The organism is Shewanella oncorhynchi, assembly GCF_030848765.1.
Taxonomy (GTDB): Bacteria; Pseudomonadota; Gammaproteobacteria; order Enterobacterales; family Shewanellaceae; genus Shewanella; species Shewanella oncorhynchi.
The window spans coordinates 501,774-515,469 of record NZ_CP132914.1 but is presented as its reverse complement, the minus strand read 5'-3'; the positions used below and the strand labels follow the sequence as shown (position 1 = coordinate 515,469).

Annotated in this window: 11 protein-coding genes; 5 read left to right on the top strand and 6 right to left on the bottom strand. The window is 47.1% G+C overall.

The features are described 5' to 3' along the window. Positions 1–82 precede the first annotated feature (82 nt). The 4 genes from RA178_RS02425 to RA178_RS02410 all read left to right on the top strand — a co-directional run bounded on the left by RA178_RS02425 (position 83) and on the right by RA178_RS02410 (position 6,443). Entirely contained in the window at positions 83–520 is a 438-nt protein-coding gene (locus tag RA178_RS02425; protein WP_113940113.1) for a YfbO family protein, read from the top strand. 710 nt (positions 521–1,230) lie between these two features. After that, entirely contained in the window at positions 1,231–2,796 is a 1,566-nt protein-coding gene (locus tag RA178_RS02420; protein ID WP_306684358.1) for a cryptochrome/photolyase family protein, read from the top strand. 85 nt (positions 2,797–2,881) lie between these two features. Then, entirely contained in the window at positions 2,882–3,589 is a 708-nt protein-coding gene (locus RA178_RS02415) for an SDR family oxidoreductase (RefSeq protein WP_306684356.1), read from the top strand. 520 nt (positions 3,590–4,109) lie between these two features. Next, on the top strand, positions 4,110–6,443 hold the full coding sequence (locus RA178_RS02410; RefSeq protein ID WP_306684355.1) for a M4 family metallopeptidase: 2,334 nt from the start codon (positions 4,110–4,112) through the stop codon (positions 6,441–6,443). Positions 6,444–6,632: 189 nt separating this feature from the next. Here RA178_RS02410 and RA178_RS02405 read toward each other — a convergent pair whose 3' ends face one another. From RA178_RS02405 to RA178_RS02395, 3 genes are read right to left on the bottom strand one after another with little or no spacing between them, the layout of a single operon-like run. Beyond that, a complete protein-coding gene (locus tag RA178_RS02405) occupies positions 6,633–7,184 on the bottom strand; it encodes a response regulator transcription factor (protein WP_105251231.1) in 552 nt (183 codons plus the stop codon). Beyond that, entirely contained in the window at positions 7,181–8,491 is a 1,311-nt protein-coding gene (locus RA178_RS02400) for a sensor histidine kinase (protein WP_306684353.1), read from the bottom strand. The genes RA178_RS02405 and RA178_RS02400 overlap by 4 nt, the downstream gene beginning before the upstream one ends. An 8-nt stretch (positions 8,492–8,499) precedes the next feature. After that, positions 8,500–9,414, bottom strand: coding sequence for a dTDP-4-dehydrorhamnose reductase family protein (locus tag RA178_RS02395; protein WP_306684352.1), 915 nt, complete (start codon positions 9,412–9,414; stop codon positions 8,500–8,502). Between the two features lie 178 nt (positions 9,415–9,592). On the opposite strand from RA178_RS02395, the gene RA178_RS02390 reads away from it, so the two are divergent. Then, entirely contained in the window at positions 9,593–11,443 is a 1,851-nt protein-coding gene (locus tag RA178_RS02390) for a metallophosphoesterase family protein (RefSeq protein WP_306685386.1), read from the top strand. Positions 11,444–11,447: 4 nt separating this feature from the next. Here the strand turns inward: RA178_RS02390 and RA178_RS02385 are convergent, their stop codons facing one another. From RA178_RS02385 to RA178_RS02375, 3 genes are all read right to left on the bottom strand, one after another. Continuing rightward, positions 11,448–11,840 (bottom strand): hypothetical protein, encoded by a 393-nt coding sequence (locus tag RA178_RS02385; RefSeq protein ID WP_212600493.1) that lies wholly within the window; start codon positions 11,838–11,840, stop codon positions 11,448–11,450. Between the two features lie 147 nt (positions 11,841–11,987). Then, positions 11,988–12,905, bottom strand: a complete 918-nt coding sequence (locus tag RA178_RS02380) for a pseudouridine synthase (protein WP_263172997.1) — start codon at positions 12,903–12,905, stop codon at positions 11,988–11,990. Positions 12,906–12,958: 53 nt separating this feature from the next. After that, on the bottom strand, positions 12,959–13,534 hold the full coding sequence (locus tag RA178_RS02375; protein ID WP_105251225.1) for an LON peptidase substrate-binding domain-containing protein: 576 nt from the start codon (positions 13,532–13,534) through the stop codon (positions 12,959–12,961). Between the last annotated feature and the right edge of the window lie 162 nt (positions 13,535–13,696).

The window sequence follows — 13,696 nt, the reverse complement described above, 5'->3', positions numbered from 1 at the left end:
CCAGATTTATTATTAGCCCTGCATATGTGATAAAACAGTTAAACCTTCGCTGGAAACAAATCTTAGAAATGGAGTATTGTCAGTGACAACGAGAACGGAATTACTCAATAAATTAAGCGCCTTATCGACCGCCGATCCAGAGCACTGTCCGGTAGTGACATTAAATGAGTACTTTTTAGAAAACGAAGATGAAGAGTCTATCGCACCCAATAATTGGGGTTATGGTCGACCATCCATCAAAGAAATCTATCGTTGCTTGAAAGAAATCGAACATAGGTCAGATGTGCAAGGTGTTTATGTTGGGATGCACGATGAATGGTCCGAAGCACTTGAGGATGATGAGCTATGGCCTGCAGCTGAGAACATTCATATTCTTACCTGTGCGCCTCTGGCGGAAGTGGAAGAATGGATTGAAGGAATCGCAGCAGATGGAATGGGGACAGGCTGGCCCTATGGCGAACATCAACTATCCCCTAAGCCGTATGCTGGCTATCATGTCTATACAGTATATTGGGATTAGTGGTTAGCTATCTCACTGTTTATGTGAATGTTATTGCATCAGACAACCCCAAAACATCGGTCTAGGCCGATGTTTTTATATCTAAGGATACCCAATCTCATTTTTGTAATATAAAACGTGCTCCACCAGCCTTATTATATGAATTAGCTCTTGTTATTTAGACTCCCATTGTTAAATTTTAAAAATGGAGTGTTAGTACTCTTTTTAAATACTAACAAACAACCGTAAAACTTCAGAAGTTTACCTTCCCCTGCGAAGTTGCCGAAGGGCGTTGAAGAAAATCGCGTGAGCGAGGCATGGATGCCAAGTTAGCTTTCGGATTCTTTATTTAATTAATAGGGATGTACCACCGTAAGCGTTAGCGATTTTGAATAAGCACGAAGCCCTGCTTATAAATAAAGAGTTAATGCATGGAACTTCGCTAGGGTGAGTGCTGCGAAAACAGCGGTACGAACGAGAGCCAAGGATGGCGAACTGGCAGTCAGACATCGACGTTGTTCGGCAAGGACTCTTGATTGAAAATCAAGGGGTGAAGCCGCCGACTTTGACTTTGCTTTAAAAGCTATCAAACCAAGTTTAGATAAACCTCCTTGTCGAAATCACGACAAATACCCAGCCTTGTGATCCTCACAGCAACCCAATTCGTAATGTCCTGCAATATCCCATCGCGAAATGTTTAACCGCGAAAGTCATTCACCAGAGTCCACTTAATGCAATTACAGCAATTCCATACAGTCAGGTTAATTTTAGGCGATCAACTCAATGCCCAGCATTCTTGGTTTAACCATGTTGATGAGCAAGTGCTGTATGTGATTGCAGAGTTGCACCAAGAAAACACTTATGTAACGCATCATGTGCAAAAAATATGTGCCTTCTTTGCGGCAATGGCGCAATTTGCCCAAGAGCTGCGTACGCAAGGGCATCAAGTGCTCTATCTCACCCTTGATGACACCTTCAATAACACCCAAGGCTTTAGCGATCTACTGACGCTGATTCAACATCAGGTAACACAGGTTGGCGCGATCAAGTTTGAATACCAAAGGCCAGATGAATACCGCCTGCTTGAGCAATTGAGCCAACTTAAGCTCAACACAGCCATGGTGAACTGTGTCGATACAGAGCACTTTATCTTGCCCTTTGACGAAATCGATACGCAGTTCCCCGTCGGCAAACACATTATGATGGAGCACTTTTATCGCCGCATGCGTAAGCGTTACAGCATCTTGATGCATGATGGGAAACCACTCGGCGGGCAGTGGAACTTTGATGCCAGCAACCGTCAAAAACTTAAAACTCAGGATATAAAAGACTTGCCAGCGCCATTGATGTTTAGCTTCGATGTGACGGAAATTCTCGCACGTCTTGAACGTCATCAAATTCCGACCATGGGTCGTATTGATGCGCCATTGCTGTGGCCGATAAACCGTGCGCAAAGCCTCACACTATTAACGTATTTTTGTCAGGTTTGCTTGCCTTCCTTTGGCCGTTTTCAAGATGCCATGACAGCGCAACATCCCGCCAAGTGGAGCTTGTACCATAGTCGACTATCATTCAGCCTTAACAGTAAATTAATCAGCCCGTTAGAAGTCATCAATGCGGCCATCGACAGTTATCAAACGAATGCTGAGATTGATATCGCCCAAGTTGAAGGGTTTGTACGACAGATATTAGGTTGGCGAGAATACGTTCGCGGCATTTACTGGGCGAATATGCCGCAGTACGCCAGTACTAATGCGCTCGATGCCCATGGAACACTGCCCGATTATTTTTGGCATGGCGACACTAAGATGAGCTGCATGCGACAAGCCTTATCCCAATCATTAGATTTTGCCTACGCCCATCATATTCAGCGCTTAATGGTGATCGGCAATTTCTGTTTATTAACCGAAATCGAGCCAAATCAAGTCGATGAGTGGTATTTAGGCGTATATGTAGATGCCATCGAATGGGTTGAAATGCCCAACACCCGCGGCATGGCATTGTTTGCCGACGGCGGCATTGTCGGCACTAAACCCTACGCCGCCAGCGGCTCTTACATTAATAAAATGAGTGACTACTGCAGCGGCTGTCATTACAAGATAAAAGAGCGCAGCGGCACACTCGCCTGCCCGTTCAATAGCTTTTATTGGCGCTTTATGGACAAACACCGCGCGCGATTATCGCAAAATCCTAGGATCGGCATGCTATACCAGACTTGGGACAAGATGGACGAGCCCGTAAGGCACGCCATATTAGCCACGGCCGAGCACAACCTCGTTCATCTAAACCGTTTGTAGCGGAGTAATGTTAAGCGTGACTCATTGATATAAAGAGTTTGATATAAAGATTTTGATATAGATATTTGGATAGGGAGAGTTTGCTATGAAAGTACTTATCGTCGGCGGGAGTGGGGGTATTGGCAAAGCCATGGTTAAGCAAATTCAAGAAAGCTATCCCGACGCCACAGTGCACGCCACCTACTGGCATCATCTTCCCCAAGACAGGCAGGAGAAAATACAATGGCATGCATTAGATGTGACCAATGAAGCTGAGATTAGACAGCTAAGTGAACAACTCACTGAATTAGATTGGATTATTAACTGTGTCGGGATTTTACACAACCAAGATAAAGGGCCAGAAAAAAGCCTACAGTCACTGGATATCGACTTTTTCCAGCACAATTTAACGCTCAATACCCTGCCCAGTGTCATGCTGGCTAAACACTTCTGCCATGCCTTAAAACAAAGTAGCTCGGCAAGATTTGCCGTGATATCGGCGAGAGTCGGCAGCATTACCGATAATAGATTGGGTGGCTGGTACAGCTATCGCGCCTCAAAAGCTGCGCTGAATATGTTTCTCAAAACACTGTCGATTGAGTGGCAACGCACCATGAAACACGGCGTGGTGTTGTCTCTGCATCCGGGCACGACAGACACGCCATTATCTCAGCCATTTCAACAGAGTGTCCCCAAAGGCAAATTGTTTACACCTGAGTATGTCGCAAACTGCTTACTGCCCATCATTGCCAATGCTACACCCGCACAAACAGGGCGTTTTTTTGCCTACGATGGCACAGAGTTACCTTGGTGAAATAAGCTGAAGAGCAAGTCAAGCAGCGGCAACTCCGATGGAGTCTTTCTAAATTAATAAATCAAAGCCGAGGGTTTTAACCCCTTGATAGGATGATGCCCCCAACGCACACCCCATCCTTAATCAAGCCTTTTCAAGAACACTGAAAAATAAACAATTGAAATAAATCATTAAATTATTTTAAAACACTCAAGTGCATCACCATTCCGCTTGGCTAAATCGCTATTACCCAAAAGTCCTAATTCAGATTTAAAAGCGTCTAAATGAACGTTGAAGATAGTTCCTTTGTACGATTGTTAACACTTTTACATTTAAATAACATCTAGAGTCATGCGGTTATTCACGCTTTGCACAGAATAAAAATCTGAGAATTCCCGCCTGAGCAACAGCTCATTCTATGCGGCCATGGCAGTAGGATGCCGACGACCCTGTAGAAATCACAATAAAAAACGCTCGCCCGAGCCAGTTAAGCTGTATGGCATTCCAACGTTATTTACAAAACGGAAAAAGGATTTCAAGCATGATGCTAAACAAAAAACTGTCGCTACTCTTCATTGCTGTGTCGGCCACTTTAGGCACATCCGCATTTGCTGCCGATGTTGTCGATGTCGGTACTCTTAGAAGCGCGTCTTCAAGCAATAACTTAGTGTCTCAGTTCAGCTTAGACGCAGGTAGCCAACTCAAAGTAGAGAAAAAACTCAACCTAAGTCAAGGCAAGCAAAAACAACGTTTACAACAATATTTCCATGGCGTACCTGTTTATGGTTTCTCTGTTGCGACGTCACAATCGAGCATGGGCTTTTACAGCGACATGTCTGGCCGCGTATTAAAAAATATTGAAAAGTCGGCTGATTTTGTCAAACCCACTCTAACGGCTAACAAAGCGTTAGATATTGCGATCCGTGGCAAGTCTGACAAAGCCGTTGCAGGCCTAAAAGCTGAAAACAAACAAGCAAAATTATGGCTTTACCTCGATGATGCCGCTAAAACTCGCCTCGTTTATGTGACTTCATTTGTAGTATATGGCGATGAGCCAAGCCGCCCATTCACTATGGTTGACGCGCACTCAGGTGAAGTGATTAAGCGTTGGGAAGGGATTAACCATGCTGCAACCGGCACAGGTCCAGGCGGTAACATTAAGACTGGCCAATACGAATACGGTACTGATTTTTCTAGCTTAGACGTTGAAGTGAGCGGTGACACTTGCACCATGAACTCACCTAACGTGAAAACCGTTAACCTAAACGGTGCCACATCAGGCGCCACACCCTTCTCTTATACTTGTCCGCGCAATACAGTCAAAGAGATCAACGGTGCTTACTCGCCATTAAACGATGCGCACTACTTCGGCAACGTGATCTACAAGATGTATAGCGAGTGGTACAACACTGCACCGTTAACCTTTCAGTTAACGATGCGAGTTCACTACAGCAACAACTACGAAAACGCTTTCTGGGACGGCAGTGCTATGACCTTCGGTGATGGCGCAACAACCTTCCACCCATTAGTGAGCTTAGATGTCTCGGCACACGAAGTGAGTCACGGTTTCACTGAACAAAACTCAGGGCTGGTTTACGCAGATCAATCTGGCGGCATGAACGAAGCCTTCTCAGATATGGCGGGTGAAGCCGCTGAATTTTACATGCACGGCACAAACGACTGGTTAGTCGGCGCCGATATCTTTAAAGGCAGTGGTGCACTGCGCTACATGGCAGATCCAACCTTAGACGGTATCTCAATCGGTCATATCGACGATTACTATGATGGCATCGACGTGCACCACAGTTCAGGTGTATTCAATAAAGCTTTCTACACTTTAGCTAACTTACCAGGTTGGGATACGCGCAAAGCATTCCAAACATTCGTAGTCGCTAACCAATTATATTGGACGGCGGACAGCTTATTCTGGCAAGGCGCTTGTGGTGTTAAATCGGCCGCAACTGACTTAGGCTTAAGTGCTGACGATGTGGTTACTGCGTTTGCCGCTGTGGGTATCACACCTTGTGAAACGCCACCACCACCGCCACCACCAGAAGCTACTGAACTCGCCAACGGTGTTGCTGTGACAGGTTTAGCGGGTGCATCAGGTAGCAAAAAATACTACAAACTCGATGTCGCTAGCGGTGCAACTAACCTGAGCTTCAATATGTCAGGCGGCACAGGTGATGCGGACATGTATGTTAAATTTGGTCAAGCGCCGACCTCTAGCAGCTATGACTGTCGTCCATACAAGTCAGGTAATGCCGAAAGCTGTGCTATTGATCCTGCTCAAACGGGAACTTATTGGGTGATGGTCAGCGGCTATAGCAGTTACACAGGTGTGAGCCTAGTGGGTGCTTATGATGGCGATGACACTCCAAACCAAGCTCCAACCGCAGGCTTTACTGCAAGCTTTGCTAACGGTAACGGCAGCTTCACAAGCACCAGTACTGACAGCGATGGCGACCTGACATCATGGAACTGGGATTTTGGTGATGGTACAAATGCCGCAGGTGCGAGTGTCAATCATCAGTATGCCCAGTCAGGCAGCTACACAGTCACACTGACTGTAACTGACAACGATGGCGCAACAGCAAGCACTTCGGCAGAATTTGCGGTTGAAGTCCCTGAAGTCGTATTAGAAATGGCAGTAAAAAATGCGAACAAATCTCGTCGCGGCAGCATTCGTGTTGCACTCGAATGGGAAGGTCACAACGCTGATGAATATACTATCTTCCGTAACGGTGTTGCGGTTGGTACTTCAAGCAGTTCATCATTTATTGACCGCTTCACTGACCTAGCTGGCACTAGCTTCAGCTATAAAGTGTGTGAAACTAACGGCCCTTGCTCAAACGAAGAAACCGTTAATTTTTAATCGCATAATCTAATCGTGCAATGGCGCTAGCGTAAAATCCTAGCGCTAATTCATCGATTCACTTCTCGTTTTCTTGTTAATGCCACTCAGCCCTTTTGAGTGGCATTTTTTATAGTCAAACGGCTCAGCCTCAGCACCTCATAAGGTTTGCCTTAAGCTGTTGCCCCTTGCCCACATGTGGATGAATCGTTACTTCAAATGTCCACTTTCACCCACTGGTTTCTTCAGCAATTTACGTTGCAACGTCCGGCGATGCATTCCCAATTGGCGAGCCGTGGCGGACACATTGCCTTGGTTAGCATTGAGCACTTGCTGAATATGCTCCCACTCCAAACGCTTAGGATTAAGTGGCGAATCGTCGACTTCATCTTCTTGAAGAGTATGGGAATGCCCATCCATTTCCAGTGCGGCGAGCAAGGTTTGGGTATCCACAGGTTTAGCTAAATAATTATCGGCGCCGAGACGAATCGCTTCCACCGCAGTGGCGATACTCGCGTAACCTGTGAGTAACACCATAGTCACCTTGGGCAGCAGATGACGCAGCGGCACAATTAACCCTAGGCCATTGGCTTCGGCAAGCTTCATATCTAAAAGAATATGGCTAGGACGAAACTCCCGCGCCACCAGCAGCGCATCACTGGCATCATGGGTTAATCGGCATTCAAAGCCATGGCGTGTTAATCGGCGCCCTAAAATACTCGCAAGGGAAAGGTCATCCTCTACAATCAACAAACGTTTCATGAACTTACCTCGTCACTAACCTTAGTCTTGTGTGATACAGACGGCGCCGGCGCCCTTAATATAGTGAAACGAATTTGTGCCACAGTGCCACCTTGGGGATGATTAGCCAAAATCAACTCTGCACCCAAACGCTCTAAACTGGCATGACTGAGTAGCAAAGCGACACCTAAACCCTTGGGACTTTCTATGAGTAAGGTGCCCAACTGCGGCAATAAATCGGGCGCGATACCAGTGCCATAATCGCGGATCTGCAAGTAGATCTGCTCTTCGTTTGGCGCTATATCTACACTGATATCCACCTGCGGCGCACCTAGGGTTTCGGCGCTAGCGCGGGCAGCATTTTCAATCAAGGCCATGATGGCTGGCGTTAAACTCATATCAGTCAGAATACTTTGCTCTGCCAGTTGTTCAGGCATACAAGTGATCAACCAATTCAGTTCAGTTTGCGGCATTAACAACAAGGTTTTTTGCTTTAAACTGTCCACCAGCTCAATGATCTTTAGTGGGCGCTGGCGGCGATCGCGGATCGACTCCGTCGCTAATCTCAGCTCGGCAAGCGTATGTTCACAGCGACCTAACGCAGTTTCCATCTCGACAATCGTTATCGAGGTATCGCTCATGTCTTCTTTTACTTCATCGAGTAATAACCTCAGACTCGAGAGCGGCGTGGCCAATTGATGCGCCATCTGCGCCGATACTGTACCTAGGGCTAAGAGTTGCTCCTGACGCAATTGCCCTTCGCGCATATAGGCTAATTGCGCATCTTGGCGGCGCATACGCTTAGAGATCAACGCCACGCTGGTTGTCATCACCAAAGCTGAAATCACAAAGTTGAACCACATGCCTAAATAGTGGGAACTCATGTCCATACCGTGATGCTGCATGGGGGATTCGGGCACAGTAAAGATCATCAGGCTGTAGGCAAAGGTTGAAATAGCCGTCAGTGCCCAAGGCGCCCAGATTGGCAAAGTCACAGCCGCAAGTGCAATCGGCAACAGTAATAACGAGATAAACGCATTGGTCGCGCCGCCGGAAAAGTGCAACCAAGATATCCAAAATAATGTGTCTAAGCTGAGCGCAATAAAGAGGCCGCGCTCCTTAGCAAATAAGGGTTTACGTAGCGCCAATGTGAGCGAAAGGTATAACACCTCCAGCACTAACACATGCACTAACGGCTCCATTTGCAGGCTAAGACCAAAAGTATCGGCGGCAAACGTGGTTAAGCCTATTTGCAGCAGCAAACCTAAGGTTCGCAGTAATGCGACTTGGTCGGCAGCCTGTAGACTGGTCCCTAAGATCTTAGCCATGGCAATTCCTACAGAGTGAGTCCGAGAATGGCAAGTGCACCACTCGATTGTGTTAATGCTTGGCGCACGCCAGTGGCAAAATTAATTTCAGAACAAATCCCCAGCGCAGCTAAACGCGCACAGCTTAAGGTGCAATCCCTTGGCCGCTTGGCGTTATCTGTCGGCGTAGACTCAGGCGTTAAGTGCGCTGTACTGAGTTGTAAAATCTCTCCTAAGGTCAACAACATCTGATACTTAGTCATAGTCTCGGCGGCGCTAAAATGATAAATCCCCTGCACGGTAGAATGTTCAATATGCTGTGCAATCATCTTGTCTATGGCTTGGGCAATATCGGCGGTCGAGGTTGGACTGCGTATCGCCCAATGATCAACACCCTGAGCGCGACGCTCAATCAATTGGTTAACCAGCACTAGCACAGCAGATTCACTCAGCTTTTCTACTTGGCCGTAAAGGATTGGCAAGCGTAGCACGGCAAAATCAGCGCTAGTGTCTAGCACGATTTCTTCGCCCTTTAACTTAGATTCACCATAAAAATTAACCGGATGAGTTGCTGCATCTTCAGCGTACTTAGGTTGAGTGCCATCGAACACATAGTCAGTGGAAATATAGATAAGCCAAGCGTTATTGGCCTTAGCTGCCATAGCTAAGGCTTGGCTGGCGGTTAAGTTAAGTGCCAATGCCGCCTGCGGATTTTGCTCGGAGACATCGGGGCGACGCTCGGCGGCGCAGTGCACTATCACTTGCGGTTGCTCGCGGGCGATAAATACCTCGACATCCAAAGGGGCGGTAAGATCGAGTTTATGCACTCGTTCACTTGCGCGGCTAAAACCTGTGGCGATAACCTGATGTCCCGTTAATTCAAGCTGTTTTACAACTGCTCGGCCGAGTAGCCCTGTCGCGCCTGTTACCATAATCTTAGCCATATCGCCCCATTCAGTTTCAACGCATATTTATGGCTAACAATTCTAAAAGCTTTTCATATTCAACGCACTTGTTTACTCTTCTAAACCAAACTTACTTAGGGTTAACTCATGCAAGATTAACCCAAATACCCATAGGCAGAATTTGAGTACGACACTTCCTCTGATATTAGCTGGCCCCATGCTGCGCCACTGCGATGCCTCACACTTTACCCTGTGGTTTGTAAGTCGTGAGCCATTAACTGAACTTAAGCTGCGTCTTGGTGAGCAAGAGTACCTGTTGCAGGATGCCGATTTACACTATGTGCCACTTGGGCAACATGCCCATCAATATCTAATAATACTGTCGCGCCCAGAGTTGCTCGCACCCAATATCGTCACACCTTACCAAGTGTCTGCCGCTCAGCATGGTGATATTTTTGCCACGATAAGCCAGCTGAACTATGGCGATGCCTCAACGCCAAGTGTACGTTTTACCCCTGAATTAACCCAAGTATTCCACGGTTCCTGCCGCAATCCGCATCACCACAGTGACGATGCACTGGTCGCCGCAGATACCCATTTAGCCAAGATAATCAACAGGGGTGCGGAGGATGATCGCCCTGCACTTATCATAATGAGTGGTGATCAGGTCTATATTGATGATGTTGCAGGACCTATGTTAAGCGCCATAGGGCAAGTCATCGATTTGCTTAGTCTTAAACATGAGCAATTTGAAGGCGCGAGCATCACCACTAGTGAAGACATTCATTATCAGCCCGCATATTTGTATCAACGGCATAAAAACCTGTTGCCTCATACCCAATATCCGGCCAAAACCGCGCTGTGGCGTTGGTATCGCAATCACCCCATTTTTACCTCCTCCATCGCCGTAAATCATTTGGTCAGCCTAAATGAAATCATCGCCCTGTATTTACTCACTTGGTCACCTGAACTGTGGGAATTAGTGAACATCTCAAAGGATGTCGATGGCTTATCACCCGCCAATACCGCCCGCTGGCAAAATGAGTGGCAACACTTGCTTGGCTTTAAAGCTGGGCTGGGGCAAGTCAGGCGCTTTATGGCGCACATTCCCGTTTATATGATGTTTGATGACCACGACGTCACCGATGATTGGAATCTGACGGCTAAATGGGAACAAGCGGCCTACGAACACGCATTTTCGAAACGCATTATTGGCAATGCCTTAATCGGCTACACCTTATTCCAAGGACTTGGCAACGCGCCTGATAAATTTGCCGCCGATATCCGCCCGCTGCTCGATGCGTTTTTTGCGCGACAAGAAAGCGAAAGTCAGGATCTGCTCATCGACGAATTACTTAAATTTGAGCAGTGGCATTACACCTTAGAGTCCTCGCCCAAACTGGTCGTGCTCGACACGCGTACCCGCCGCTGGCGCAGTGAATCTAATCTTGCAAAACCTTCCGGCTTGATGGATTGGGAGGCGTTAATGGATTTGCAGCAAGAGCTACTCGGCCAGTCGAAGGTCATTATCGTCTCACCTGCGCCCATGTTTGGGGTCAAGTTGATTGAAGCAGTGCAGCGCACAGCCACTCTGATCGGCGGTTCCCTGTTAGTAGACGCCGAAAACTGGATGGCCCACCCGGGCGCCGCCAATGCACTGCTGAGTATTTTTATGCACCGTAAAACCCCAGAGGAGTTTGTGATCCTCTCCGGCGATGTGCATTACTCCTTTAGTTACGACATCAGTATTCGTTTTAGACGCAGTAGCCCTAACATCTACCAAATCACCTGCAGCGGTATAAAAAATCACTTCCCCGAGAAGCTGTTACCGATTTTCGATAAACTCAATGGCTGGTTTTATGGCCACTTTTCACCACTTAACTTGCTGACAAAACGTAAACGTATGTTGCTGCGCGGCAGGCGACCAAATGGTGAGCCGAGTAAACGTCTAGTGAATAAAAGCGGAATAGGTATGTTGGAATTAGCTGATGATGGTGCACCAACAAAAATTGCGGTTTTACATGGCGATATGAGCGAAACCCTGTTCGAACCACCCAAACAGGAATAACAGATTAAACGGGTTTATTATGTTTAACCGTTTCAGGCTGAGTGGCACCAGAGCCAGAATCCATCAAAGGCGTATTTTTGGATAACGCCTCATCGGTTTTGGCAGGTTTTGGCTGAGCCTGATTGAAAATCAGTGCTTCTGGCTGCGACTTATTCGACGGTTTTTCATGCGCCATTTGATCCCAAATGATCTTAGGGCTTTGATCCCGCTCGGCATCGGCTTCTGCTGTCGATGTGCCAGACGAACTTGGTTTCTTCGGTTCAATCACCGCACTCGCCTTACGGATCTCGGCGGCAATGTCATTCAGATAAGGCTGCTTAGTCCAGTCACCAAAATACATGGCCCCCACTAATACTGCAGCGCAAAGCAAGATAGAGAAGATCGCAGATTTGGTCATAATGGACTTCCTTTAAACAATCGTAATATGGCTCCCTATGGCAGAGACTCAGATACTGCAGATTGTATTCATACCATCACAGGGCCAAGCACACAATTGCACCCGATTATTTCCTTTAAACAGACTGGAAATAATGCTTTCCGCTGACTAAAACTCAAAACCTTGACATTGCATGTCGTGGTGCATCCCGCTCACTGGGTCAATAAAACGTAAACGCTGTGCCATCAATTTTAGGGGCGCCTCAAATTTATCCGGTCCTTTGGGTAATAAGCTTGGATAAAATCTATCGTTTAACAATGGCATACCTAAGCTTTGCATATGCACCCGCAACTGGTGGGTTTTGCCGGTAATCGGGCTCAGGTGGAACAAACCAAGATCGCCTTTTATGGCCACCAAACTGATTTCGGAATGGGTATTCGCCTCGCCTTCAACGATTTTCATGGTAAAACTCGGGTCGCTCGGCTGCATGCGGTTTTTTACCGTCCAGTGCAATGGCAAAGTTAAGCAGCCCTGTTGATATTGTTCAATAATCTCAGGAGTCAACTTGGCAATCGCTTGATAGTCTTTACGAATCGCATCGTCAATAAAGAGTTGATGATAGAGCGCGCGGGTTTCAGGCGCGACAGTCATCAGGATCACTCCAGCGGTTTCACGATCAAGCCTATGAGCGGGCGCGATAGTATCAATGCCAGTACGCAATCTTAGTCTATGCACCAAACATTCGTTCACATAGTTGCCACTTGGCGTCACAGGTAAAAAGTGTGGCTTATAGGCCAAAATGACATTGTCATCTTGGAATAGGATCTGTTCTTCAAAGGGAATTTTCGCTTCGACCAGCACTTCACGGTAGTAATACACCCGCGCCGCAGGGCGATATTCAGTGTCCAATGCGATCAAACAGCCATCCCGCCAATGCACTTTTCCATCGAGGATCCGCTGACGCCATACATCTTCACCTATACGGGCAAAATGTTGTGCAAGAAAGGCAAACACTGTGGGTTTATCTGTGACATTCACAGGAAGCACTATGTAAGAAGGTTGGGCGGCGCGGGCAGATGCAGTCATATCACAAAAAAAGCGGCTATAGAAAGCCGCTATTCTAGCCTTTTTGTGGTTTTTCAGTCCACATGGGACTTGATGAGTTGCAGCACGAAGTCCAAGGTTTTGTGGCAATCTGGCTGATTCACTAATACTAATTTATCTTTGTTATACATAGGCAAAACCTCGAGCCAGCGTTGGCTCACCCAAGCGGCGTCTTCCAAATGCACTTGAGAATAGAGCTCAAACAGATCGGGATTCACTTCATAAAATTGCTCTAATGCGGCGCTTATCAACTCAAATTCACCTTTAATCGGCTCTTCTTGCCAGTTACGGCAAGGTAAAGTACGCGCCATCCACAGCTTATCTTTGGCCTGCGCCGCTGAGAGGATGCTGACGCGTTGACGCCCTTCGAGCACTATGCTGAGTGAATCATCTTCTAGCTGATTAAAATCGATAATGTCACATTGGGTGGCAGTGGGATAACAGGGCGGACTACCACTGGGTCTAATGGTGGCAAAGGCGAGCACATACTTTCCCTTGAATACATCGGCCACCATGCGCAGATGACCGGGGTCAACCACACGAACCTCCACCCGTCCCTGTGGCAGTAACAAGGCATCGCGCATGAGTAACGCCATTTCTCGTGTTTGCATAGCAACCTCCTGCCCCAAATAGAAGGAAACGAACTCAATGCATTCGTATTTCCTATTATTGTAGAGTGTAGCAGGTGAAAGAATTTCCTTCCTGAAGCCGCTGAGCGCACAAAGAAATTTGCGACCCCGCTATTTTGAATCAGGGCATTTCAACCACGTCAT